24 protein-coding genes are annotated in these 24629 nt (G+C 63.0%); 8 read left to right on the top strand and 16 right to left on the bottom strand.

Annotated features, from left to right (window positions below):
* Positions 1 to 48: 48 nt before the first annotated feature.
* From truA to ACJ8PN_RS20150, 4 genes are all read right to left on the bottom strand, one after another.
* The gene (truA, locus tag ACJ8PN_RS20135) at positions 49 to 870 is read right to left on the bottom strand and encodes a tRNA pseudouridine(38-40) synthase TruA (protein ID WP_049241855.1); all 822 of its coding nucleotides are present in this window, start codon (positions 868 to 870) and stop codon (positions 49 to 51) included.
* The gene (locus ACJ8PN_RS20140; protein ID WP_171454452.1) at positions 870 to 1880 is read right to left on the bottom strand and encodes an aspartate-semialdehyde dehydrogenase; all 1011 of its coding nucleotides are present in this window, start codon (positions 1878 to 1880) and stop codon (positions 870 to 872) included. The genes truA and ACJ8PN_RS20140 overlap by 1 nt, the downstream gene beginning before the upstream one ends.
* Before the next feature lie 110 nt (positions 1881 to 1990).
* Positions 1991 to 3112 carry a 4-phosphoerythronate dehydrogenase PdxB gene (gene pdxB, locus ACJ8PN_RS20145; protein ID WP_442535176.1) on the bottom strand — a complete coding sequence of 374 codons (1122 nt, stop codon included), beginning with the start codon at positions 3110 to 3112 and terminating at the stop codon, positions 1991 to 1993.
* Between the two features lie 53 nt (positions 3113 to 3165).
* The gene (locus tag ACJ8PN_RS20150; RefSeq protein WP_351109459.1) at positions 3166 to 3939 is read right to left on the bottom strand and encodes an AraC family transcriptional regulator; all 774 of its coding nucleotides are present in this window, start codon (positions 3937 to 3939) and stop codon (positions 3166 to 3168) included.
* A gap of 117 nt (positions 3940 to 4056) precedes the next feature.
* Here ACJ8PN_RS20150 and ACJ8PN_RS20155 point away from each other — a divergent pair, with 117 nt between their 5' ends.
* Entirely contained in the window at positions 4057 to 4977 is a 921-nt protein-coding gene (locus ACJ8PN_RS20155) for a DMT family transporter (RefSeq protein ID WP_033648062.1), read from the top strand.
* Here the strand turns inward: ACJ8PN_RS20155 and ACJ8PN_RS20160 are convergent.
* The 3 genes from ACJ8PN_RS20160 to ACJ8PN_RS20170 form a co-directional block, all read right to left on the bottom strand.
* The gene (locus tag ACJ8PN_RS20160; protein ID WP_171454455.1) at positions 4974 to 6392 is read right to left on the bottom strand and encodes a sensor histidine kinase; all 1419 of its coding nucleotides are present in this window, start codon (positions 6390 to 6392) and stop codon (positions 4974 to 4976) included. The two genes, ACJ8PN_RS20155 and ACJ8PN_RS20160, sit on opposite strands and share 4 nt — an antisense overlap.
* Positions 6379 to 7053: a transcriptional regulator TctD gene (gene tctD, locus ACJ8PN_RS20165; protein WP_004936146.1), complete on the bottom strand. Its 675-nt coding sequence runs from the start codon at positions 7051 to 7053 to the stop codon at positions 6379 to 6381. The genes ACJ8PN_RS20160 and tctD overlap by 14 nt, the downstream gene beginning before the upstream one ends.
* A gap of 167 nt (positions 7054 to 7220) precedes the next feature.
* Complete coding sequence (locus ACJ8PN_RS20170) at positions 7221 to 7439, bottom strand: hypothetical protein (RefSeq protein ID WP_253718481.1); 219 nt, start codon at positions 7437 to 7439, stop codon at positions 7221 to 7223.
* Between the two features lie 386 nt (positions 7440 to 7825).
* On the opposite strand from ACJ8PN_RS20170, the gene ACJ8PN_RS20175 reads away from it, so the two are divergent.
* The 3 genes from ACJ8PN_RS20175 to ACJ8PN_RS20185 are packed head-to-tail and all read left to right on the top strand — an operon-like array spanning position 7826 to position 10782.
* On the top strand, positions 7826 to 8806 hold the full coding sequence (locus ACJ8PN_RS20175; RefSeq protein ID WP_015378599.1) for a Bug family tripartite tricarboxylate transporter substrate binding protein: 981 nt from the start codon (positions 7826 to 7828) through the stop codon (positions 8804 to 8806).
* Positions 8807 to 8821: 15 nt separating this feature from the next.
* Positions 8822 to 9253, top strand: coding sequence for a tripartite tricarboxylate transporter TctB family protein (locus tag ACJ8PN_RS20180; protein ID WP_048324522.1), 432 nt, complete (start codon positions 8822 to 8824; stop codon positions 9251 to 9253).
* A gap of 11 nt (positions 9254 to 9264) precedes the next feature.
* Entirely contained in the window at positions 9265 to 10782 is a 1518-nt protein-coding gene (locus ACJ8PN_RS20185) for a tripartite tricarboxylate transporter permease (protein ID WP_016926872.1), read from the top strand.
* Between the two features lie 34 nt (positions 10783 to 10816).
* Here ACJ8PN_RS20185 and ACJ8PN_RS20190 read toward each other — a convergent pair whose 3' ends face one another.
* Positions 10817 to 11446, bottom strand: coding sequence for a CatB-related O-acetyltransferase (locus ACJ8PN_RS20190; RefSeq protein ID WP_351109465.1), 630 nt, complete (start codon positions 11444 to 11446; stop codon positions 10817 to 10819).
* A gap of 156 nt (positions 11447 to 11602) precedes the next feature.
* Positions 11603 to 12598, bottom strand: coding sequence for a DMT family transporter (locus ACJ8PN_RS20195; RefSeq protein ID WP_442535177.1), 996 nt, complete (start codon positions 12596 to 12598; stop codon positions 11603 to 11605).
* Between the two features lie 172 nt (positions 12599 to 12770).
* Between ACJ8PN_RS20195 and pdxR (ACJ8PN_RS20200) the strand changes: the two genes are divergently transcribed.
* Positions 12771 to 14237, top strand: coding sequence for a MocR-like pyridoxine biosynthesis transcription factor PdxR (gene pdxR, locus ACJ8PN_RS20200; protein ID WP_411260977.1), 1467 nt, complete (start codon positions 12771 to 12773; stop codon positions 14235 to 14237).
* On the opposite strand, the gene ACJ8PN_RS20205 is transcribed toward pdxR (ACJ8PN_RS20200), so the two are convergent.
* The 4 genes from ACJ8PN_RS20205 to ACJ8PN_RS20220 are packed head-to-tail and all read right to left on the bottom strand — an operon-like array spanning position 14234 to position 17888.
* The gene (locus ACJ8PN_RS20205) at positions 14234 to 14734 is read right to left on the bottom strand and encodes a protein disulfide oxidoreductase (protein ID WP_015378604.1); all 501 of its coding nucleotides are present in this window, start codon (positions 14732 to 14734) and stop codon (positions 14234 to 14236) included. The two genes, pdxR (ACJ8PN_RS20200) and ACJ8PN_RS20205, sit on opposite strands and share 4 nt — an antisense overlap.
* A complete protein-coding gene (locus ACJ8PN_RS20210; protein ID WP_171454459.1) occupies positions 14727 to 15443 on the bottom strand; it encodes a DsbA family protein in 717 nt (238 codons plus the stop codon). Before ACJ8PN_RS20210 ends, ACJ8PN_RS20205 begins: the two co-directional genes overlap by 8 nt.
* Positions 15440 to 17476 (bottom strand): protein-disulfide reductase DsbD family protein, encoded by a 2037-nt coding sequence (locus ACJ8PN_RS20215; RefSeq protein WP_171454460.1) that lies wholly within the window; start codon positions 17474 to 17476, stop codon positions 15440 to 15442. The genes ACJ8PN_RS20210 and ACJ8PN_RS20215 overlap by 4 nt, the downstream gene beginning before the upstream one ends.
* Before the next feature lie 49 nt (positions 17477 to 17525).
* On the bottom strand, positions 17526 to 17888 hold the full coding sequence (locus ACJ8PN_RS20220) for a hypothetical protein (RefSeq protein WP_048324536.1): 363 nt from the start codon (positions 17886 to 17888) through the stop codon (positions 17526 to 17528).
* Positions 17889 to 18093: 205 nt separating this feature from the next.
* Here ACJ8PN_RS20220 and flk point away from each other — a divergent pair, with 205 nt between their 5' ends.
* A complete protein-coding gene (gene flk / locus ACJ8PN_RS20225) occupies positions 18094 to 19122 on the top strand; it encodes a flagella biosynthesis regulator Flk (RefSeq protein WP_171454461.1) in 1029 nt (342 codons plus the stop codon).
* 4 nt (positions 19123 to 19126) lie between these two features.
* Here the strand turns inward: flk and ACJ8PN_RS20230 are convergent, their stop codons facing one another.
* On the bottom strand, positions 19127 to 19582 hold the full coding sequence (locus tag ACJ8PN_RS20230; protein WP_171454462.1) for a rhodanese-like domain-containing protein: 456 nt from the start codon (positions 19580 to 19582) through the stop codon (positions 19127 to 19129).
* A 93-nt stretch (positions 19583 to 19675) separates the two neighbouring features.
* Between ACJ8PN_RS20230 and pdxR (ACJ8PN_RS20235) the strand changes: the two genes are divergently transcribed.
* Positions 19676 to 21109 carry a MocR-like pyridoxine biosynthesis transcription factor PdxR gene (pdxR, locus tag ACJ8PN_RS20235; RefSeq protein ID WP_171454463.1) on the top strand — a complete coding sequence of 478 codons (1434 nt, stop codon included), beginning with the start codon at positions 19676 to 19678 and terminating at the stop codon, positions 21107 to 21109.
* 27 nt (positions 21110 to 21136) lie between these two features.
* On the opposite strand, the gene ACJ8PN_RS20240 is transcribed toward pdxR (ACJ8PN_RS20235), so the two are convergent.
* Positions 21137 to 22033, bottom strand: coding sequence for an endonuclease/exonuclease/phosphatase family protein (locus ACJ8PN_RS20240; protein WP_171454464.1), 897 nt, complete (start codon positions 22031 to 22033; stop codon positions 21137 to 21139).
* Between the two features lie 217 nt (positions 22034 to 22250).
* On the opposite strand from ACJ8PN_RS20240, the gene pepT reads away from it, so the two are divergent.
* A complete protein-coding gene (gene pepT / locus ACJ8PN_RS20245) occupies positions 22251 to 23498 on the top strand; it encodes a peptidase T (RefSeq protein ID WP_004936192.1) in 1248 nt (415 codons plus the stop codon).
* On the opposite strand, the gene ACJ8PN_RS20250 is transcribed toward pepT, so the two are convergent.
* Entirely contained in the window at positions 23495 to 24607 is a 1113-nt protein-coding gene (locus ACJ8PN_RS20250; protein ID WP_060559993.1) for an SLC13 family permease, read from the bottom strand. The two genes, pepT and ACJ8PN_RS20250, sit on opposite strands and share 4 nt — an antisense overlap.
* Positions 24608 to 24629 lie beyond the last annotated feature (22 nt).

Genomic DNA, 24629 nt, shown 5'->3' on the forward strand with positions numbered 1-24629 from the left:
TCACCCGGCAGAAGCACAAGGGAGCGACGCTTTCAGGCGTGCCGGCGTTTAATCGTCGGGCAAAAACAGCGGCCCCATCGGCGGCCGCGGCAGACCAAAGTGGTCAGGGTAATCCACGGCAACCAGATACAGCCCCTCGGCTCGCGCCGTCGCCGCCGCCAGATTGCGATCCTTCAGCGCCAGCAACTCGGCCATCCAGTTCTCACTCTGATTGCCACAGCCGATCTCCATCAGGCTGCCGACGATGTTGCGAACCATATGATGCACAAAGGCATTCGCCTTGATATCTACCACAATATATTCGCCGTAGCGCGTAACCTTAACGTGTTTTACGCAGCGCCACGGGGTGCGCGACTGGCATTGCACCGCGCGGAACGACGTGAAATCGTTCTCACCCAGCAGCGCCTGCGCCGCCCGATGCATGCGATCGGCGTCCAGCGGGTGATAAAAATGCGTTACCCCCTGCTGCAACACCGCCGGCCGGTAGCGATGGTTGAAAATGATATAGCGGTAGCGGCGCGCGGTGGCGCTGAAACGTGCGTGAAAATCGTCGGCGACGGGGCTCACCCAACGCACCGCAATATCCGGCGGCAAATGGGTATTCACCCCCATCGTCCAGGCGGCGTCCTTGCGGCGCGCAGTGGTTTCGAAATGCACCACCTGCCCGGTGGCGTGCACCCCGGCGTCGGTACGCCCGGCGCACAGCACAGTAATCGGCGCATCCGCCACCTTGCTCAACGCCTGCTCCAGGCGTTCCTGCACGCTGGCCACTTCTTGCTGCCGCTGCCAGCCGTAGTACCGGCTGCCGTCATATTCGATGCCCAGCGCTACCTTCAGCGTCGGCTGAGCGGGCGAGACCACCTCAGACATCAGTACATCTGCTCCTGCACCAAACGCTCGGCGGTTTCGATAGCCATCAACGCGCCGCCGAAGCGCACGTTGTCCGCCACCGTCCAGAACTGCAGCAGCTCGGGGATGCCGTAATCGTTACGCAGGCAACCGATGCTGAGCGCATCGCTGCCGGAAGCGTCGGTGACCTGGGTCGGGTAATCGTCCTCTTCGCTCAGCTGAATGTCTTCGACCTCTTCGAGCTCGCTGCGCGCCTCTTCGGCGGACAGCGGGCGCAGCGCTTCCAGGTGCACCACCTGCGCGTGGCCATAAAACACCGGCGACTGAACGCAGCTCACCGAAATCGGCAGCCCTTCATCCTGCAGCACCTTGCGCACCTGATCGACGATCAGGCGCTCTTGGCGCACGCTGCCCTGCTCGTCGGCGACAAGCGGCAGCAGGTTGAACGCCAGCTGTTTACCGAAGACGCCTTCCTCGGCCGGAATGCCGTTCAGCAGGCGCGCGCTCTGGCCGGCCAAGTCGTCCACCGCCACCTTGCCGCGCGACGATACTGACATCAGCGTGGTGACGTGCAGACGCGACAGCCCCGCCTGTTCGGTCAGCGGTTTGATCGCCGTCAGCAGTTGGCTGACCATGCTGTCGGCCACCGCCACGATATTGCGGTTACGGTAATCCGCCAGCACCTGCGGGTTCACGCCCGGCACCACCAGCGGCACATCCGGCTCCATGGCGAACAGGCCGCTGGTGTCGATCACCAGGCAGCCCATGTTGCCGGCTTCTTCGGCATAGCGCGCGGAAGCGTCGCTGCCGGCGACGAAGAAGGCCAGCTGCGCCTGCGACCAGTCGAACTCTTCGGCGTTTTGCACCAGAAGAGACTTGCCGTTGAAGCGCACATTGGCGCCCGCGCTGCGTTCGCTTGCCAGAGGATAGAGCTCACCCACCGGGAACTGGCGTTCCTGCAACAATTCCAGCAACGCTTCACCTACCGCGCCAGTGGCGCCGAGCAGCGCGATATTCCAGCCGTCAGACATCGGGTTTTCTCCAGAGTATTTCATTCATAAAAGCACACGGGCAGTGCAATCACCGCCCGATAATCTTTACCGCTCACTGTAGCGGCGTTGGCTTAAGACAACCTTACGCCCTACGCCACGCTGAAGCCCAGTTTGCCGAGCAGCTCGGCGCTGGCGCTGTCATAGCATTGCACGGCCAGCGAAGACCACTCGCGGCGCTCCTGGTAGTGCTTGCGCAGGCGATCGAATTCGCCCGGTTGCCCGGCGACTTTGCGCAATGGCGCATCATCGCGGCGCACATCATACACCAAGTGCATCAATCGTTTTAACCGCGCTTCATCCAGCGGCCCGTTGAGGCGGATCTGGCTGAACTCCGGCACCGGCAGCAGCGAGGCCAGCGCCACCTGCTGCGGCTGCCCCAGATGGCGGCTGAACGCTTCGAACACCTGGGTGGTGCCGCGCGCCTTGCCTTCCAGCGTATACCCGGCGATGTGCGCGGTGCCGATATCCACCCGCGCCAGCAGCGGCAAGGCGAGATCCGGCTCCGGTTCCCACACGTCCAGCACCGTGCTCAGCTTTTTGCCCTTTTCCAGCGCCTGCAGCAGCGCGGCATTATCCACCACCGGCCCGCGACAGGCGTTGATCAGAATGCGGTTGTCCGGCAGCGCCGCCAACAGATCCGCATCCGCCAGATGCAGCGAATGGTATGGGCCGGATTTATTCAGCGGCGTATGGAAGGTCAGCACATCGGCCTCGGCCACCAGCTTCTCCAACGGCCAGAACTCCCCGGCGTCGCCGCGATCGGCGCGCGGCGGATCGCACAGCAGCGTGCGCACGCCCAACGCTTTGAGGCGCGCGTCCAGGCGGGAACCGACGTTGCCCACGCCGACGATGCCGACGGTTTTATCCCGCAGGTGGAAGCCGTCGCGTTCGGCCAGCAGCATCAAGGCGGAGAACACATACTCGACCACCGCGATGGCGTTGCAGCCCGGCGCGGCGGAAAACCCGATGCCCTGCCGTTGCAGCCAGGCGTCATCGACGTGATCGGTGCCGGCGGTGGCGGTGCCGACAAAGCCAATGCGGCTGCCGGCCAACAGGGCTTCATTGACCTTGGTGACCGAACGCACCATCAGCGCATCGGCATCCGCCAGCGCCTCAAGCGGGATCGGACGCCCCGGCACCGCCTGCACGTCGCCCAGGCGGCTGAACAGCTCGGCCGCGTACGGCATATTTTCATCAACCAGAATTTTCACTGCGTTCTCCGACGGTTTACGGCTATTGGTCTGCGAAATAGTGTGCCACTGAATCAGGCACGGCGAAAGCGCTCAGGGGTGGTGCCGGCGATCTGCTGGAACATGACGATAAAGGCCGACGCGGAGCTGTAGCCGACGTCCAACGCCACGTCCTGCACGGTTTTGCCCTGCTCGAGCAACGACACGGCATGCAGAAAACGCAGGCGCTGGCGCCACTCGCTGAACGACATGCCCAGATCCTGCTGGCAGCGGCGCGACAGCGTGCGCTCGGTGGTGTAGACCCGCGCCGCCCACGTCGCCAGCGAGGTGTTGTCCGCCGGACAATGCTCCAGCGCTTCCAGCACCGGCGCCAAAAATTTGTCGTCCGACGACGGCAGATAGGTTTGCTGACGCGGCGACAGGCGCAGCTGATCGATCAGCACCTGGCACAGACGCAAATCCGCCTCCGCCTGCGGAATGTACTGCTTGCGCGCATAGAAATCCTCGGCGATGGCGCGGAAGATGGGCGTTACGCTCACCAGACAGGGGTCGGCCGGCATGCCGGCGCACAGCGCCGGCATGATGTCCACCATGCGGCACTGCGCCAGTCGCTGGTTGTAGCAGGAGTGTTCGATGCCCGCCGGCGCCCACAACACGAACTCCGGCGGCGCCAGAAAGCGCTGCCCGCCGATGCGCAGCACCATCACCCCGGCTTTGACCCACATCAACTGGCCCCAGGTGTGGCTGTGCGGCTGGAATTCGGTGCGCGCGTTAAACTCTTCACAGCGGAACTGCACCGGGTTGGGCGCCGGGATCAGCGACTCAGGGAAATGGCGGATTTCTGGCATGGTTTCGTCCCGTGATTTGTCTTGTTTACGCCGATTTTTGTCTGGATATCGCTATATATGATAAACCGGACACGCGTAGACTAGCCAGCATGTTGGACGTTATTGAGAATAATTATCATGAATATGCTCTTCCCACTGTTGGCCGTGCTGATATGGTCGATTAACGCCGTCGTCAGCAAACTCTCCGCCACCGCCATCGATCCGGCGGCCATTTCACTTTACCGCTGGCTGCTGGCGCTGATCGCCCTGACGCCGTTCGTGCTGCCGGGCGTGCTGCGCAATTGGGCGCAGGTGCGCGCCAACTGGTGGAAACTAATGATCCTAGGCTTGCTGGGCATGGTGCTGTATCAAAGCCTGGCCTATTACGCGGCGCACAGCGTCAGCGCGCTGTTTATGGGCATCATCGTGTCGCTGATCCCGCTGCTGACCATCCTGATCAGCATCGTCCTGCTGCGCATTGCGCCGACCGTCGGCGTGCTGCTCGGCAGTATTCTCTCCTTCGGCGGTTTGATCTGGCTGGTCAGCGGCGGCCAGCCCGGCGTGCTGCTGCAGCACGGTATCGGCAAGGGGGAATTGATGATGCTGCTCGCCACCGCCTCTTACGCGCTGTATGGCGTGTTGACCAAACGCTGGGCCATCGCGCTGCCGAACTGGCAATCGCTGTACGTGCAGATCCTGTTCGGCGTGCTGCTGCTGCTGCCTAATTTCCTGATGGCGCAGGATGTCGGCTTGAACGGCCATAACCTGCCGCTGGTGCTGTTCGCCGGCATTCCGGCTTCGATCATCGCCCCGTTCCTGTGGATCCAGGGCGTGATGCGCCTGGGCGCCAACACCGCCTCGATCTTCATGAACCTGGCGCCGGTGTTTACCGCCGCTATCGCCGTGCTGTTCCTGCATGAGCAGTTGCACGGTTATCACCTGATCGGCGGCGGCATTACCCTGCTGGGCGTTATCCTGTCGCAGCGGCTGCGCACGCCGCTGACGCGTAAAGCCAAAGCCCCGGCGGCCAACGTCGAGTCCTGCAAAGAACAGGCTTAAGGCAACAGCCTGAAACGCACCCGCACCAACAGGCCGCCCAGCGCGGCGGAGCTCAACAGCTCCGGGCGGGTGCCGTGATAGGCGGTGATATCCTTCACCAGCGCCAGCCCCAGGCCGGCGCCCGGCTGATCGCCCACGTTGTCGAGCCGGTGAAACGGCTGCAGCGCCAGCGCCTTGTCCTGCAAGGCGATGCCGGGGCCGCTGTCTTCAATCTCCAGCACGCCTTCCCCCGTCGCCTTCTCCTGCGTGAGGCGAGCGGTGACCACGCCCTGACGCGGTGTGTATTTCAACGCGTTGTCCAACAGGTTGGCGCACAGCTCGGCCAACAGCAGCGATTCCCCCGCCACCTGACACGCCGCTTCACCTTCGAAGCCGAGATCGATCTGCTTGCTGCGCGCCTGCGGCAAGCGGGAAAAACAGGCGTCGCGCAGCACCTGAGCCAGGTTGACCGGCTGCAGCTTGCGCTCGGCCTGGTGCTCGCTGGCCTTCAGGCGTGAGAGATACAGCAGGCGGTCGGTCAGTGCCACGGTATTGTCCAGCGTCGCGCTCATCGCCTGCAGGCTTTCGCGCCACTGCTGCGGCCGATCGCTGGCCAGCGCCACCCCGACCTGAGTCTTCAACACCGCCAGCGGCGTGCGCAGCTGGTGGGAAGCGTCGGCGCTGAAACGTTCCTGACGCGCCACCATCAGCCGCAGCCGTTCGATATAGCGGTTGAACGCCACCAGCAGCGGCTGCATCTCCGACCACGGCAATACCCGCGGCAAGGGCGTCAGCTCGCCCGGATCGCGCCGCAGCATGATGCCGGAGAGTTTACGCATCGGCTTCAACACCCGCTTGAGCAGCGCGAACGCCAGGATCAGGGTCAACACCACCACCGTGCCCTGACTCAGCAGCGCCGCGATCATCATCTGCCGCGCCAGGTAACGGCGCGACTCCAGGGTTTCCGCCACCAAAATGGTCGCCATGCCGCTCACCCCCGACTCGTTGACCGGCTGAAACAGCGCCGCCACGCGGATCGGCCGGCCGAGGTATTCCGCATCATAAAAATGCACCAGCGCCGGGTAGAGCGTGGAGCGCGGGATATGGGGCGGCAGCGACGGCAAATCGTCATAGCCCGAGATGCTTTTTCCCTGCGGCGAAATCACCTCGTAATACAGTTGATCGTTCATGTTGCGCTCGAAGCTGTCGAGCACCACATAGGGCACATCGATTGCCAACTTGCCTTCGCGCACCACCAGTCGCTCCGCCACGGTGCGCGCCGACGCCAGCAGCGTGCGATCGTAAGCCAATGTGGCGGCGCTCATGGCGCTGAAATAGTGGGTGTAGATGGAGATACCGCCCAACGCCAGCAGCGGCAGGCCAAAAAACAGCAGCAGTTGATAGAACAGCGAACGCGGGGCGTTAAACCACCGCATTGCAGAGCTCCAGGCTGTAGCCCAGACCGCGCAGCGTGACGATCGCCACGTCGCTGCCCTGCAGCTTTTTCCGCAGGCGGTGTACGTAAAGCTCGATGCTCTCCGGATTGGCCTCGTCGGACAGCGTAAACACCTGCTCGAACAGCTGTTGTTTGGCCACCGGGCGGCCGCGCCGATGCATCAGCGCGGTCAACACCGCCAGTTCGCGCGGCGTCAGCGCCAGCGGCTTGCTCTCCAGCAGAAAATAGCCTTCGTCATGGTAGGTCAACGCGCCGTACTGCAACGCCGGCTGCGGGGCACCGACGCTGCGGCGCAGCAGCGCCCGAATACGCGCTTCGAGCTCGTCCAATTCGAACGGCTTGGTGAGGTAATCGTCCGCCCCCAGATTCAGGCCCCTTACCCGATCGGCCACGTCGGTGCGCGCCGTCAGCAACAGCACCGGCAGATCCTGCCCGCGCTTGCGCAGGCGCGCCAGCAAATCCAGGCCGTTCAAACGCGGCAGCGCCACATCCAACACCGCCAGCGCATAACGCTCGTTGAGCAACAGATGATCGGCCGCCACGCCATCCGGGGCGACGTCGACGGCAAACCCGGCGCCGGTCAGCGCCTTTTGCAACCAGTGAGACAGCTCGGGGTGATCTTCAACCAATAACAGTCGCATGTTCCCATTCCATTGATTTACCTGAACAACCTGGCGCCGACACGGCGTCCGTTAACAGGCTGATAACAAAGAATGGCATGGAAAATAAGGGGATAAAAGAGCGCCGCGCCGCCAGTTTTGGGAGCTGGCACACAATTATGCGTATGGAGCGCGATCGCAGGGCGGCGTCAGATCAGCGGAATGGGGCTATCGGCAACGGCAATGTCCAGCACCGGGCGCAGCTTGTCGGCGGTAAACGGCGAAGAAACCAGCACGGAGCGGTTGTTGGCGGCAAACACCAGATCAATGCCGGTCACGCAGGCGGTCATCTGGCAGGCATATCTTTCACCGGCGGCGTTGACGAAATGCAGCTCAAACACGCCAACCTCGGCGCGCAGTCGCTTCAAACGGCACTGCCCGCTTCCACCGACCATCTCCGCGTAGACCTCAGGCAACCGTTTAATTGCGCATACTTTGGCGCTGTCCCTGCCGCTGAACAATTTCCCTAACGAAAACATATCACTGCGTCTCTATTCATTTCACTGATCATGATTTTATCGCGAAAGCAAAACGGCAAACCTGATATTACGCAGGATTTTGGCCGGTTTAGCGCCCTGTTCTTGCCCTCGTTTCTATGGTAGCGCACCCGCCATTCGCTGGCGACAAGAGACCCTAATCACAGACTGGAAACTTTTCCGGCCACTGAAAGGTAAATGAAAGGTTGTTGTTTTAACAATTCCGCAACCGCGCTCAGCGGGATTCACAACCAGAACAATACCGAGGGCAAGTCACAATGAAAAAAATAATGACCCGAACCTTTACCGCCGCCGCCCTGTTGCTGGCGGCCTCTCAGTCCTTTGCCGCAGAGGCGCCCAAACGCACCGAATGCATTGCGCCGGCCAAACCCGGCGGCGGCTTCGATCTGACCTGCAAACTGATTCAGGTGTCGCTGCAGGATACCAAGGCCATCGATAAACCGATGCGCGTCACCTATATGCCCGGCGGCGTCGGCGCGGTGGCCTACAACGCCATCGTCGCGCAGCGCCCGGCGGAGTTCGGCACCGTGGTGGCCTTCTCCGGCGGCTCGCTGCTCAATCTGGCCCAGGGCAAGTTCGGCCGCTACAACGTGGACGACGTGAGATGGCTGGCGGCGGTCGGAACCGACTACGGCATGATCGCAGTGCGCGCCGACTCGCCTTACAAAACCCTGAAAGACCTGATGGACGCTTTCCAAAAAGATCCCAACAGCGTGGTGTTCGGCGCCGGCGCCTCCATCGGCAGCCAGGACTGGATGAAAACCGCGCTGCTGGCGCGCGAAGTCGGCGTGGATCCGCGCAAGATGCGCTACGTGGCGTTCGAAGGCGGCGGCGAGCCGGTCACCGCGCTGCTGGGCAACCATATTCAGGCGGTTTCCGGTGACCTGAGCGAGATGGTGCCTTACCTGCAGGGCGACAAGATCCGCGTGCTGGCGGTGTATGCCGAGCAACGTTTGCCGGGCCAGCTGGCCGACATTCCGACCGCCAAAGAACAGGGGTACAGCCTGGTGTGGCCGATCATTCGCGGCTTCTACGTCGGGCCGAAAGTCAGCGATGAAGAGTATCAGTGGTGGATCGACACCTTCCAGAAAATGATGGCGACCGACGAATTCAAACAGCAGCGCGATCTGCGCGGCCTGTTCGAATTCAACCTGACCGGCAAAGAGCTGGACGCCTACGTGAAGAACCAGGTTGCCCAATACCGTGAGCAGGCGAAAGTGTTCGGCCTGGCCAAATAACCGCAGGGGAAAACCATGAGCGATCGTATTTTTGCCGGCTTTTGGCTGCTGCTGTGTATCGGCGGGCTGTTCATCGGCTGGGGCATCCAGAGCGAATACAGCTATGAACCGCTGGGGCCGCGCCCGTTCCCGCTGGCGATCCTCAGCCTGATGGCGCTGTGCGCGGCCCTGCTGTTGCTGCGCCGCCCGCAGGCGGTGGAGTGGCCGCACAGCAAGGTGCTGCAGCGGCTGCTGGTGCTGGTGATCACCCTGGTGCTGTATGCCTGGGGCTTTGAATGGCTCGGCTTCCCTCTGGCGACCGCGCTGCTGACGTTCAGCATCGGCCTGTTGTTTCAGGCCAGCCTGCCGGCGGCGGCCATCTCCGGCGTCATCATGGGCGCAGCGTTGTACTACGCCTTTGACCAACTTCTCGATGTCACACTGCCGCTCGGCGCCTGGCTGAGCTAACGGGAGCGATGATGGATACCTGGATGTATTTGACCCAAGGGTTTGAAGTGGCGCTGGTGCCGCAGAACCTGATTATCGCCCTGATCGGCTGCTTCGTCGGCACCATCGTCGGCCTGTTGCCGGGGCTGGGGCCGATCAACGGCGTGGCGATCCTGCTGCCGCTGGCGTTCGCCCTCAAACTGCCGGCCGAATCGGCGCTGATCCTGCTGGCGACGGTGTATATCGGCTGCGAATACGGCGGGCGCATCTCGTCGATTCTGCTCAACGTGCCGGGCGACGCGGCGGCGATCATGACCGCGCTGGACGGCTACCCAATGGCGCAGCAGGGGCGCGCCGGCGTGGCGCTGTCCATCTCGGCGGTCAGCTCGTTCGTCGGCTCGATGATCGCCATCGGCGGCATCATTCTGTTCGCGCCGCTGCTGGCCCGCTGGTCGCTGGCCTTCGGCCCGGCGGAATATTTCGCCCTGATGGTGTTCGCCATCGCCTGCCTCGGCAGCATGATGAGCCAGAACCCACTGAAATCGCTGCTGGCGGCGCTGATCGGCCTGGGGCTGGCGACGGTGGGCGTCGACGCCAACACCGGCGTTTACCGCTTTACCTTCGACAGCGTGCACCTCTCCGACGGCGTGCAGTTTATCGTGGTGGTGATCGGCCTGTTCTCGGTCAGCGAAATCCTGTTGATGCTGGAAAGCACCAGCGCCGGGCAAAAGCTGGTGCGTAAAACCGGCCGGTTGCTGTTCAACCGCAAAGAGGCGGCGCAGTGCGCGGGCCCGACCCTGCGTTCGTCGGTGATCGGTTTCTTCGTCGGCATTCTGCCAGGCGCCGGCGCCACTATCGCCAGCGCGCTGACCTACATGACCGAGAAGAAAATCAGCGGCAACAGCGATACCTTCGGCAAGGGCGATATCCGCGGCGTAGCGGCGCCAGAAGCGGCCAACAACGCCTCGGCCTGCGGTTCGTTCATTCCGATGCTGACGCTGGGGGTGCCGGGTTCCGGCACCACGGCGGTGATGATGGGCGCGCTGACGCTGTACAACATCACCCCCGGCCCGGCGATGTTCACCGAACAGCCGGATATCGTCTGGGGGCTGATCGCCGCGCTGCTGATCGCCAACGTCATTTTGTTGATCATGAACCTACCGCTGGTCGGTCTGTTCACCCGCATGCTGACCATCCCGCTGTGGTTCCTGGTGCCGGCGATCGCCGCGGTTTCGGCGGTGGGGGTTTATGCGGTGCACAGCACCACCTTCGACCTGCTGTTGATGGTCGGGTTGGGCGTGTTCGGCTACATTCTGCGGAAAATGCATTTCCCGATGTCGCCGCTGATTCTGGGCTTTGTGCTGGGTGAGATGCTGGAACAAAACCTGCGCCGCGCGCTGTCGATCAGCAACGGCGAGTTCGGCATTCTGTGGAGCAGCAGCATCGCGCAAACGCTGCTGGTATTGGCGGTGGCGGTGCTGGCGTTGCCGCCGCTGCTGCGCCTGATGCGCAAACGCCGCCAACCGGCGGCCGAGGCCAAGGCCGAATAACGCGAAACGGGCGGGGATCCCCCGCCCGTGGCGTTTATCGGCGCAAGGTCGCCATTCCCCTTTCCAGCGCCCCGATATCGTTATCGGCAAGCAACGGCTGAATCACCGCAAAGTCCACCTCGGACAAGTCATAGAGGCGCAAGGCAAGCAACCGTGCGATGACTTCCGGCGCGAACCGCCAACGGATAAACCTCGCCGGGTTACCACCGACAATGGCATAAGGCGCAACATCGCCGGCCACCACGCTACCGGCGGCGACGATCGCCCCCTCGCCTATCGAGATCCCCGGCATCAGCATCGCCCGCATGCCGATCCAGCAGCCGTCACCCAGCCGGGTATCACCTTTGGGACGGTATGCCTGCTTGATGGTTGCCATAAACGGGTACAGGCTCAGCCAGTCGATGCGATGGGTGTGATTACCGCCCATCAGGATCACCGCTTCGGCCGCGATACACACATAATCGCCGATCAGCAGGCGATCTATTTCGCCCAGCGGCTGCCATTGGCGGCTGACCGCGTCGCCGTGCAGATAGCGCACCACCGAGCGTTCGAAGCCGCTATCCCAGCAGTCGCTGTAGTAGCTGTGGGTGCCTTTGACAATGATATTCGGGTTGGTCACCGTCTGATGCAACAGTTCGGTTTGGGACCAGTGTTTTTCGGACATGGCGTATTCTCTTGTTACCGGAATAAAAGCCACGGAACGGAATGTCTGTGGCCGTGTTGTCGTTCACTCAACACGGCCATTCAAGCGATAAGCGCTCGTTTCAATCTCGGGTTATTCATCATTAGTGCCTCCCTTGCGAGGCACAAGGGTAACCGATCACGCCTCGGCGGTCTTGCTTTTCAACAACAGCACCCCGCCCATCACCAATGCGCTGCCCAGCAGCTGCAGCTGATTCATGCTTTCCCCCAGCAGGAAATAGGCGATCACCGCGGTGAACACCAGTTCCAGCGACAGGATCAGGTTGGCCACCGCCAGCGGCAGCGTTTTCAGGCTGATGTTATACAACCCGAAGCCCAACAGCGTCGGCCCGGCGGCCAATGCCAGCAGCAACAGCCAGCCGCTCCACTGGATGCCTTGCGCGCCGTGCGACAGGAACCACAAATCGCCGGCCATGCCGTGGAACGCCGCCAACGGGAACGCCATCAGCGCCGCGTTGAACGCCAGCTGATACAACGCCGAAAAACCGAACACGTACAGGATGGTGTTCCACACCGGATAGCCGCGTTCGCTGGCCACCCGCCCGCCGAGGGTATACAGGGTATAGCCGATTCCCGACAGCATCCCTACCAGCAGCCCCAGCAGATCGAAGTGACTGTTCCCCATGCTGTCGCCGTTGCTGACCAGGAAGCAACCGCCCAGGCTGATGGCGATCACCAGCAGTTGGCGCAGCGTCAGGCGCTCGCTGTACATCACCCAGCCGAGGAACACGGTAAAGCCCACCGAACAGTAGGTCAGTATGGTCGCCACCGACGCGCCATTCAGCGCTACCGACAGCGTCCACAGGCTGTTGAACAGCGCCAGCAACAGCCCGTAAAGCGCGTAGAACACCACCTGCTCACGGCGCAGACGCGCCCACTGCGGTTTCACCAGCAACAGCAGCGGCAACAGCACCAGCGCCACCAGCGCCGCGCGCCAGAACGCCAGCACGAAGGTCGGCAGCTGATAGTACTCGGTCAGCGCACGGATAATGATGGCGGTAAAGGCCAGCAGCATGGCGCTGATAATGGCGATGACGTAACCCTGGCTGCTGCCCTGAAAGAGGCGCGCGCCGGGCAACGCCGGCCGGGCGGAAACGCCTGACGGTAATGACATGAGATCCTCGGGAAAATGGCGACATAAATGCTCAGGCGCACAGTGTAACGCGGCCATTTTTTCCCACTATAGCCACTTTTCGGCGTTGTCATGCAGGCCACTTTTCTGCGCTTGAAGCCCTGTTGACATGGGGTATAGTAAAAAACCATCTCCCTAACCGGGCCAATTTCGCATGCACATCCCGTTAGATCGCGAACAGGACGTTCCGCTGTATTTGCAGATCGAAGAAGCGCTGCGGCGCGCCATCCTCACCGGCGTGTTCGTGGATGGCGACAAGCTGCCCTCGACACGCACGCTGGCTGCCGAATTGGCGGTCAGCCGTTTGACGGTGGATAACGCCTATGCCGAACTGGCGGCCAAGGGCTTTTTGCACCAGCGGCGCGGCAGCGGCGCCTATGTCGCGCACCCGCAGGCGCAAACGCGCCCGGCCCGGCCGACCAGCAACGCCCCCTTCCCGCTGGAGAGCTTCACCACCCTCACCTCGCGGCTGGACGGCTACGCCGACGCCCCGCTGCCGGAGGGGCTGATCAACTTCGCCGCCGGCGTCGGCAGCCCCAAGATATTTCCGCTGGAGGCGTTTCGCAAAGTACTGCTGTCGGTGCTCAGCCGCCACGCGGAAGAAGCCTTCAGTTACGGCGAATACTGCGGCTACTACCCGCTGCGCGATACGCTGAGCCGCATTCTCAGCGCCCAGGGCATCCCCACGCAGGCCGAACAGGTGCTGATCACCAACGGTTCGCAGCATGCCATCAGTCTGGTAGTGCAAAGCCTGCTGGCGCCGGGTGATACGGTGATCGTCGAAGAGCCGACCTACGCCGAAGCGCTGGGCCTGCTGCGCCAGCACCGCATCAATATCGTCTCCGTGCCCGGCGATCGCCACGGCATGCTGGTCGATCGACTGCCCGAGCTGCTGGAACGCCACCACCCTAAACTGATCTACACCATCCCCAACTTCCACAACCCGACCGGCCGCTGCCTGAGCGAGGCCCGCCGGCGGCGCCTGCTGGCGATCGCCCAACGGGCCGGCGTGGTGATCCTGGAGGACGACTTCGTCGGCGATCTGCGTTATCAGGGCAAACAGCTGCCGTCGCTGCGAGCGCTGGCGCAGCCGGGCGCGGTGATCTACGTCAGCACCTTCTCCAAAATGCTGCTGCCCAGCATGCGCATCGGCTATCTGGTGGCGGACAGCGAACACTATCAGCGTTTCGCCAGGCGCAAGCACGTCGACAGCTTCACCAGTTCCAGCCTGATCCAGCGGGCGCTGGACGCGTTCGTCACCGTCGGCCGTTACGACAAGCAGCTGCGGCGCGCCGGGCGCGTCTACCGCCTGCATCTGGAAGTAATGATCGACGCGTTGCAACATCGGCTGCCGCCGGGGTGCCGTTTCGAAACGCCGCAAGGCGGCTTGTTTATCTGGCTGACGCTGCCGGAGGCGGTAACCACCGCCGAGCTGATGCCGGTGGCCTGGCGACACGGGGTGACCTTCGCGCGCGGCGAATGCTTCTATGCGCAGGAACAGCTGGGCGCACACGGCCTGCGGCTGAATTTTGCCGCCAACTCGCCGCCGCAGATTGAAGAAGGTATCGCCCGGCTGTGCCGGGCGATTGAGGAGGTAATAACGGAGAAAAACGCCGGTTAGACGGCGGCCCACCACAGCCGCAGCTTCATCCCCCAGTAGCTGGTCCAGCCGGTGGTGCTTTGCACCACCTTGCCCTGCGAGATCACCACGAAGGTCGGCGTGACGCCAATCCGCCACTGCGCCGACAGCGCACCGGCCGGATCGTTGACCACCGGCAGCGCCAGCCGTTTGCGCGCCAGCCACTGCTTCACCTGGGCATCATCGCCCGAGCGCAGCGCGACGGTCAGCACGTTGCCGCCCGCCGCCTGCAAGCGGGCGACGTCCGGCGTGGTGAAACGGCAAACGCCGCACCAGCTGGCCCAAAAGTAAACCAGCAGCGGCCGCTCATGGCTGAGCTGCGCCAACGACACGCGCTCGCCGTCCAGCGAGGTCAGCGTCTGGGCATCGAAGGCCGGCGGCGCCTGCGGCGCGTTCAGCCAATCCATCACCGTCACCACCGCCAATGCGATCAGCGCCAGCAGCAACAACTCGCGCCCCCAGCGCTTGAGCTTAGCCATTGTTAGCCTTCGCCAGCTGCTGTTTCACCATCGTTTCCAGCTCTTCATACGACACCGCCCCCGGCAGCATTCGATCGCCGATCAGCGTCGCCGGCGTCCCTTGTACGCCCAGTTGCTCCGCCAACGCCATATTGGTGCGCAGCGTGGTCATGCTCTGTTCGCTGGGCGCCACCGCCTTGACGCCGGTTTTCTCCTGCGCGGCGGCGATGCTGGCATTGTCGTGGAAGCCCTTTTTCGCCATCAGCCGCTGGTGCAGGGCCCAGAATTGATCCGGGTGCTGTTGCCAGGTGGTGAGCGCCACGCGCGCCGAACTGACCGAGCTTTCGCCCTTGAACGGCAGCAGCTTCACCACCAGCGCCACGTCCGGGTATTGCTTGACGATCTTCTCCAACATCGGATCAAAACGCTTGCAGTACGGGCAGTTATAGTCGGTAAAGGTCACCAGCGTCAGTTTGGCGTTGGCGGCGCCCAGGCGCGGGCTGGCCGGATCCTGGTACAGCGTTTTGGCGTTCTGCTTGATAGTCTGGCTGATTTGCTCGCCGGCGGTTTGCTGCTGCCAGGCTTCCACCGCCTGCGCCAGAATGTCCGGGTTGGACACCAGCGTTTCGCGGATCATCTCTTTGATGCGCGCCTCTTGCGCCGGGGTGAAAGGCTCGGCGGCCCACGCTGGGGCGGCGATGATCATCAGTAAAATCAGTAGTTTTTTCATTGTTCGGTTCCTTTGGCATGGGAAAGCGTTTGCAGCACGGCGTCACGGGTCAACAGCGGGGATAACACCTCGCCGTCCGGGCTGCCGGGGCCATAGACTTGGTTGAAAGGCACGGCGACGCTGCCGCGCTTTTGCAGGAAGGCGCCGATGTCGGCCGACGGACGGCTCCAGTCGCCGCGCAGCGCGACCACATCGTCGGCGCGCAGCGCGCGCTGTACGTCATCACGCAGCAGCACATTGAACTTGTTGGCTTTACAGGTCACGCACCAGTCGGCTGTCACGTCGACGAACACCCGCTTATGCTGCGCCAGCGCCTCGGCGATCGCTTGCTCGCTCAGCGGTTGCCACTGCACCCGATCCTGCAACGGTTGGCGCCACAGGCCGGCGGTCAGCGATCCGGCCAGCAGAACCACGCCCGCCAGCACCACAGTGCCTGCCGCCAGCTTGGCCGCCAAGCGTGCCCCCTGTTGGCGCCACACCGCCAGCAGCAACGCCAGCAGCGCCAACGCCCCCAGCCACAGCGTGGCCTTTGCGCCGATATGGTTGCTCAGCAGGCTCAGCAGCCACAGCGACGACGCCAGCATCAGCAATCCCATCGTCAGCTTGACGGTATTCATCCAGCGGCCGGGGCGCGGCAATCGCAGCGCCAGCGATGGCCAGGCGGCGATCAGCAGCCACGGCAGGCTCATGCCGATGCCAAGCGCGATGAACATGCCCCACAGCACCGGCAGCGACGCCGCCAACGCGAAGGCCACCGCCGTGCCGAGAAACGGCGCCGAGCACGGCGTCGCCAGCAGCGTGGCGAACGCGCCCTGCCAGAAATGGCCGCTCAGGCCATGCCCGTTATGGGTCGCCAGCGAGGTATTCAGATCGGACGAGAGACGCAAATGGAACAGGCCGAACAGGTTGGCGCTGAACAGCAGCGTCACCAGCACCATAAAGCCGATAAACCACGGATTCTGGAACTGAATGCCCCAGCCAAGCGCGTGGTTGCCGAGCCGCAGCAGCGTCATCAGCAGGGCCAGCGCCATAAACGAGGCGACGATGCCCAGCGACGACGCCAGGAACTGCAGACGAACGCTGCGCCGATCGCGCCGCTCCACCTGCAGGATCGAACCGAGCTTGATGCCCAGCACCGGCAGCACGCACGGCATCAGGTTGAGGATCACCCCGCCCGCCAGCGCCATCAATACCGCCTGCCACAACGGGAACGCCGCACCGGCGGGCGCGGCCAACGGATCGCCAATCGGCAGCGTAATCTGCTGCGCCATGCCGCCGTCGTCGATCACCAGCGTCAGCGTTTTGCCGCGCAGGTCCGGCGCCGCATCGCCCCAGCCATCGCTGACCGGGACTCGCGCCAGCAACCGATCGCCGTCGGTTTCAACCTGCGGCTTGCCGAGATCGGCATCCGCCAGCGTATCGAAGAACAGCGCAGGCTGTTGCCAGCCGGCGGCGCGTTCGGCGGAAATCTGCAGCTCGCCGCTGCGATACCCGGCCTTGACGCTTTCCGCCAACCCGGCGGCGATCGGCACCTGCCCCATCGCCTGCGCGAAATCGTGATTAAACTGCGGATCGTTCGGCGTCGTCAGATCCAGACTGAACGGGTAGTCGGTCAGAATGCAGACGTTGCTGCAGGTAGACAGCGTCAGCGTACCCGCCAGCGTGCCGGATACCTGGCCTGACATCACGATCGGCAACGTGACCCGATCGTGATAGCCCTGGGTGGAAATGCCGGCCACCTCGAAACGCTGCGGCGTCGGCCAGTGCCAGGTCGCCGGCGGTGGGTGGCCTTGCCAGACGATAGCCGGCGCGATGCCGCCTTCGCCCGGAGAGCGCCAGTAGGTTTTCCAGCCTTTTTGCAGCTCGACCGACAGCAGCAAACGGCTCACTCCCGGCTGTGACGTGTCGGCGCGCAGCCGCACCTTGGCATGATCGTTGGCCGGATTTTGCAGCCAGCCGCTGTCCGCCGCCTGCAAGGCAGGCAGCCACAGCATAAACAGGCAAGCGCAGGCCAGCCTGATGATTTTCAACATGTTAATTCTCCATAAATGATTAATTCACCACGAAAAACGGGCGATTAACTCATTCACGGAAGACGCATAATCGAAGGTGCACCCTGAGGGTGGGGGGTGAAATGGCGCGAGGTGGAGGAATGCGCAGACGCGCGGCAATGGTCGGCGCCAACAGCGCCAGCAGCAGACCCAGCCCGAACAGCATGGCTTCGAACATCACCGGCGGCGCGGCCAGCAATGACTTGGCGCTCAGCTCACAGGGTGTCGGCTGCGCTTCGGCGGCCTCATCGCCGGATTGAACGGCGGTGGCGGCCGGGATCCCCAGCGTTTGCTGCAGCGCATGCAGGCCCGCCATGCGCTGGGTCATGCACGTCAGCACCACCAGGCAAGCCAGGCATAAAAACCATTTTGCAATCCGCTGCCGTTTAACCATGCCATCCTCATGTTCAGATCTGGGGTTATCTTAGCGGCGCGGGCGCGATTAGCAACGTTTTGTCGGTAAAGAAATGTCTGAGCGGCGGTATTGATGGCGGCGATTTACAGGTATCATAATGGGTAAGCCTGCGCTTTTCGCCGGGTACGATGACGATTTTCTCCTCCAGGCATTCTGCGGGGATACACAGCGAAGGACTGGTGATATGCAACCTTTGAGTGGGCCGGGCACCCCAATCGCCGGCGAACGCCCCCCCTCCCCGGGCAAAACGGCGGCCACTGACGATCAACCCCTCTCTCCGGCGCAGCGCACGACGCTGGAAAAACTGATCGTGAAAATCATGACGCTTAGCCCGGTCAAATCGGCGGAGATCTGGGCGTCTCTGCATCACGATCTCGGCGCCGACAAAGGCGGCGAACTGCTGGCGCGCCATTTTCAACCGGCGGAACAGCTGCTGCAAACGCGCCTGACGCAGGCGCAGCAAAACCATGCCGGGCGCCAACTGATGCAACAGCTGGCCGAATTGCTGCCGCAAGGCAATAACCGCCAGGCGGTCAGCGACTTTATTCGCCAGCAGTTCGGCCATACGGTGTTGAGCCAACTGAGCCCACAGCAATTGCAACAGGTACTTAATCTGTTGCAAACCGGCGGCCTGACCATTCCCCAGCCGCAGCAAACCGCCACCAGCGATCGCCCGCTGCTGCCCGCAGAGCATCAAAGCCTGCAGCAGCAGATCACCAAACTCAGCGCCGCCACCGGCGAAGCGCCGGCTAAAATCTGGCAAACGCTGTTCGAACTGGCGGGCGTGAAAACCAACGATCCGCTGCCGGCGCGCCACTTCCAGCTGCTGAACCAGTTTTTACAGGTGAAGGTGGCGCTCAGCCCGCAGAACGCGCCAACGCTGAACAACCTGCTGGCGGCGCTCAAGCAGCCGGCGGACGAGCGAGAACTGCAGCAGATGAACGACTATTGCCAGGCGCGCTTCAACTGCGGCGCCAATGCGCCGCTGACGCATCCGCAAATGAGCGACGCCGTTCATCAGCTGTTTGCCCGCCGTCTGGATAAAGCCGGCCAGGCGCAGCCGATCGCCAGCCACCCTGTCGAACCGCAGCCGCTGCTCAACCCGCTGATCGCCGCCTTGCCTCTGCCGCTGCAAAAAGCGCTGAGCAAGCCGGCCGTGGCGCTGAGCCTGCTGCTGTTGGCGTTGGCGGTCGTGCTGGCGCTGGTGCTTTAACGCCTCAGGCGCAGCCGCAGTCCTCAGCAGCAGCCCGATCGCGCAGCGATCCCGGCTGTTCTCCGATGGCCAATGGATGGCCATCGCGCAGCCAGAAGTCCAGCCCGCCGATCAGCTCCTTCACCCTGAATCCCAGTTTCGCCAGCTTGTAAGCACCTTTGGTGGATCCGTTGCAGCCAATGCCGTCGCAGTAGGTCACATACACTTTCCGGCGATCCAGCTGCGCCGTGCCGGCTTCATCCATCAGGCGATGCGGCAAACTGAGCGCACCGGGGATATGCCCGGCGGCGTACAGCGCCTCCGCGCGGGTGTCGATCACCACCATCTCGTCCACGCCATTGCGCAGATCTTCCGCCACATCCCAGGCATCCGCATAGCGGCTCAGTTTAGCCGCCAGATAGGCCAGGCTTTCTTCCGGCGCCGCCGGCGGAAAAGCCAGCACCAATGATTCTTTCGACATATCACTTACTCCCGTGCATCAAGACAGATGACAATAGTGCCCCATTTTGGTCTTATGATTGATACCCATTATCCACAGATGATAAGACCCATTATGCGGCACACGCTGATCACGCTGTTTCAGCAATCGCCCCAGGCCGTCGGCACGCTGCGCGAACGTCTTTGTGCGGCATTGCGGCAGGCCATCCACCACGGCGCATTGAACATTGGGCAACGCCTGCCCTCCAGCCGAGTGCTGGCTGGGGATCTGAAACTTTCAAGGGTGACCGTCGAAGCAGCGTACGGCCAGTTGGAGGCGGAGGGGTATTTGCAGCGCCGCGTCGGCCAGGGCACATTTGTGGCTATCCGCATCGCCAAATCGCCGCTGCCGCCGCCCCGCACCGCCATGCCGCGCCTTTCGCAACGCGGCCAACAGATCGTGCAAACCGGCGGCTGCCGCGATCCGCAGCAGCCACAGGCGTTTGCCGCCGGCTCGCCGGATCTGCGCGCGTTTCCGCTAGCCTTGTGGAAGCAACTGACCGCACAGCGCCTGCGGCTACAGGGAGAAAGCCTGCTGCGCTACGGCGACCCGCAGGGCTATTTGCCGCTGCGTGAAGCGATTGCTGCCCACGTCAACCAAACGCGCGGCGTAATCTGCGATGCAAACCAGGTTATCGTGCTGACCAGTTCACAGCAGGCGCTGCAGCTGAGCGCCACGTTGCTGCTGGACAGCGGCGACAGCGTCTGGATGGAAGAACCGGGTTACGCCGGGGCGAGAAACGCCTTTATCAGCGCCGGCGCCGCCCTGACGCCGGTGGCGGTAGACGGCGACGGCCTGCGCCCTGAGCCCTCCTTGCCCGAGCCGCGTTTGATTTATCTGACGCCCTCGCACCAATACCCAACCGGCGCAGCGCTCAGCCTGGCGCGCCGCTTGGCACTGCTGACGCTGGCGGAAAAGCAGCAGGCCTGGATCATTGAGGACGATTACGACAGCGAGTTTCATTACGACGGCCTGCCGATACCGGCGATGCAGGGCCTGGATCGCCGTGGCCGGGTGCTGTACCTCGGCACCTTCTCCAAATCGCTGTTCCCTTCGCTGCGGTTGGCGTACCTGATCGTACCGCCCACGCTGGTTGAAGCGTTCGTCACCGCACGCACGGTGTATGACGGCCACAGCGCGCAGCTGATGCAGGCGGTCACCGCCGAATTCATCCGCCAGGGGCACTTCGCCGCGCATATCCGCTACATGCGCCAACTCTACCATAGCCGGCGCGATGTGTTGCTGGCGGCAGTACGCGAAAAACTCGACCACTTCGCCACCCCCGCTCCCGCCGCCGGCGGCCTGCAGCTCAGCGTCTGGCTGCCGCCTGGCCAGGAGGCGGCGCTCAGCCGGCAGGCGCGGCGGCTCGGCATCCTGACGCCCGGGTTAACAGCGCAATACCAAACGGTTCAGGCGCAGCGCGACGGGTGGCTGCTGGGCTTTTCGGCCCTGACGCCGGGCGAGATCCGCTGCGCCGTCGAGCGGCTGGCGCGGATCACCGTGGCTTAGCCTGGCCCCAATGGGACGCCGATCGGCTTATTGTTCGGTCAGGCGCATCTCCGCCACCAGCGGCAGGTGGTCGCTTACCGCCGGCCAATGCACGCCGTTCCAGTCGCCGCTGGCGTTCGGCACCGTCAGGCTGTCCAGATGCCAGCGCTGCGCGTTGCCGGTGAAGATGTAATCCACCTTGATCTCGGCATTTTCCGCCGGCCAGCTGCGGCCGTCCTGCCCGTTGGGCATGATATCGTTCCAATAGCGGCTCAGCTCCAGCCAGGTGACGCTGCCCGGCACATCGTTCATATCGCCGAACAGCAGCTTGATGCCGCGCACCTCGATAGTGCGATCGTTCAGCTCCCGTACCTGATCCAGACGCATCGTCGGATCTTCCTTGGTATCGAGGTGGGTGTTGAACAGGGTGATCGGCGTCGGGAACTCCGGCACGTCAACCTTGGCGCTGAAGGCGATGCGCTGTTCGCGCTGGCCGGACGGCAGCGGATAGATCACGGCGTCGTGCAGCGGATACTTCGAGAGAAATGCCAAACCATATTCGCCGCCGTCGAAATCGATCGCCCGGCCGAACACCGCCTGCATGCCGGTCAGCTTCGCCAGTTCCGCCGCCTGATCGACCCGCCCGCTGCGGGCGGTGAGTTTATCCACCTCCTGCAGCGCCACCACGTCGACATTCATCGCGCGAATCGCCTTGGCAATGGCGGTCATGTCGCTGACCTTGCCGGCGGCGATATTGAAGCTGGCGACGCGGATCTTCGGCGCCTGCTCCAGTTCGTAGGTTTTGTTCTTCAGGCCGCCCAACGCGCTGGCCACTTCGCGGCTGTTGGCGTTGCTGTTGGCGTGCCCGGTATCGGCAGACGACCAGGCGCTGTGAGAGATGCCCAGGGACAGTAAGGTGATAAGCAGAGCGTGACCGGTGCGCATGAATTCTCCTTGAGGGACAGATAAGTGTTATGTAGGCGCTTCCTGGCCCACAGCTAACACCGATTTTGCCGCAGAAACCTGCGACTATTTCCTAGTTGCACCGCTATTTTTCGTTTCTGCGCGATGCTTCGCATTCTGGCGGTTTACGCATTGCACCGTTGGACAAACGGCTGATTTCGTTTTAAAACCGGTAGATTGCCAACCGCGAGGAGTTCCGATGACCAGCCCGATTGCCGAACAGCTTACCGAACGTTTCTTCCGCTATCTGGCGGTGACCAGCCAGAGCAACGCCGCCGCAGCCACCCTGCCCAGCACGCCGGGGCAGCATGAGATGGCGCAACTGTTGGCGGACGAGCTGCGCCGGCTCGGCCTGGCCGACGTGCAGATCGACGAGCACGCCACCGTGACCGCCCGCAAGCCCGGCACCCAACCCGGCGCGCCGCGCATCGGCTTCATCACGCATATCGACACCGTGGACGTCGGCCTGTCGCCCGAGATTCGCCCGCAGCGCCTGCGCTTCACCGGCGAAGATTTATGCCTTAACGCCGAGCAAGGCATCTGGCTGCGTACCGCCGAGCATCCGGAGATCCTGCCCTACCGAAACGAAGAGATCCTGTTCAGCGACGGCACCAGCGTGCTGGGCGCCGACAATAAGGCGGCGGTCACCGTGGTGATGACGCTGCTGGCCAACCTGACCGCGGCCGATCGCCACGGCGATATCGTAGTGGCGTTCGTGCCGGACGAAGAGATCGGCCTGCGCGGCGCCAAAGCGCTGGATCTGCAGCGTTTCCCCGTCGATTTCGCCTACACCATCGACTGCTGCGAACTGGGTGAAGTGGTGTACGAGAATTTCAACGCGGCGGCGGCGGAGATCCGCATCGAGGGGGTGACCGCCCACCCGATGTCGGCGAAAAACGTGTTAATCAACCCGATACGCATCGCCAACGATATCATCAACCGATTCGACGTGCAGGATACTCCGGAGCACACCGAGGGGCGCGAGGGCTATTTCTGGTTCACCGATCTGGCCGCCAACGCCAATCAGGCGACGCTGAAGGTGTCGATTCGCGACTTCGATCGCGCGGCGTTCGAGGCACGCAAAGCCCGCCTTGAGGAGACGGTGCGCCAGGTGGCGGCCAACTACCCGCGCGCCAACGTCAGCTGCAGCGTCAGCGACATCTACAGCAACATCAGCAACGCCATCGGCGAAGACCGGCGCGCCATCGATCTGATCTTCGGCGCCCTCGCCGCCCACGGCATCCCGCCGAAGGTGATCCCGATGCGCGGCGGCACCGACGGTGCGGCGCTCTCCAGCCGCGGCATCCTGACGCCCAATTACTTTACCGGCGCGCATAACTTCCACTCGCGCTTCGAGTTTTTACCCGTCAGCGCCTTCGTGAAATCCTATCAGGTGACCCGCAGCATTTGCCTGCTGGCCGCGCGGCAAAGCGGCCAACCGGCTTAGCTCATCACCCAGCCGAGCAACGCGGCCCATGCCAACAGCGGCAGCGAATAATAGTGGAAGCGCAACCAGATCTTGCGCTCCCCCGCCATGCGCAACGCAATCAGGTTGGCGAGCGATCCGATCGCCAACCCGAAGCCGCCGGCGTTGACCGCATAGGCCAGCTGAGCGCTGGAGGGCACATAGTTGAGCAACAGTATGGTGGCCGGCACGTTGCTGACGATCTGCGACAGCCCGACGCCCAACGCATACACGCTCCCCTCGCTCAGCCCGGCGATGGCGGCGAACGCGGGCTGAAGCGGCGGCAGGCGGGTAAACAGGCCGACATCGATGAACATGGCGGCGAACACGAAAATCAGGCTCCAGTCGATCTGCAACAGTACTCGGCGCGCCAGCAGCAAGAAACCGGCGAACACCGCCAGCAGCCCGTACAACGGCAGATCGAAATCGAGACACAGCAGGAAAACCGCATACAGCCCTACACAGCTCAGCAACAGCGGCCGCTGGTAGGGATAGCCCTCGGTATTCGGCGTTTTCACGATGTCGCGCGCCGGGAAGCTGAACCAGGTCAGCGCCAGCAGGCTCAACATCATTGCGGCGCCAAACGGCGCCATCTGGCCGATGAAACCGAGGAAAGAGAGGCCGGAGCGGCTCCACAGCAGGATATTTTGCGGGTTGCCGATCGGCGTCAGCAGCGAACCGGCGTTCACCGCCAGCGCCTGGAAGATGATCAGGCGGCCGACCGGCAGCGCCGACAGCTTTTTTAGCGTGATGGTGAGCGGAATGACGATAAACAGCGCCACATCGTTAGTAAGAAACGACGACAGCAGCGCGGCGGAAAACACCAGGAACAGCGCCAGCCGCCGTTCGCTGTGCAAGCGGTTGATAATCTTGCGGCCGACAAAATCGAAGTAGCCGCTGACCTCCACCCCTTTGGTCAGCAGCATCAGCCCCAACAGGGTGATAAGGGTACGGCCGTCGATGAAACCACCCAGCGCTGCCAGCGGCTGCGGATGAAAGGCGAACATCGCCACACCGGCCAGCAGCAATGCATGCAAGAAACGGTCTTTGGCAAAGGGATGGATGAGCCGGGAAATGGCGGTTGAACTCATAGCGGCAGTGTGAACCTCACCG

It is taken from the genome of Serratia sp. CY76391, from assembly GCF_052166695.1.
GTDB classification, from domain to species: domain Bacteria; phylum Pseudomonadota; class Gammaproteobacteria; order Enterobacterales; family Enterobacteriaceae; genus Serratia; species Serratia nematodiphila.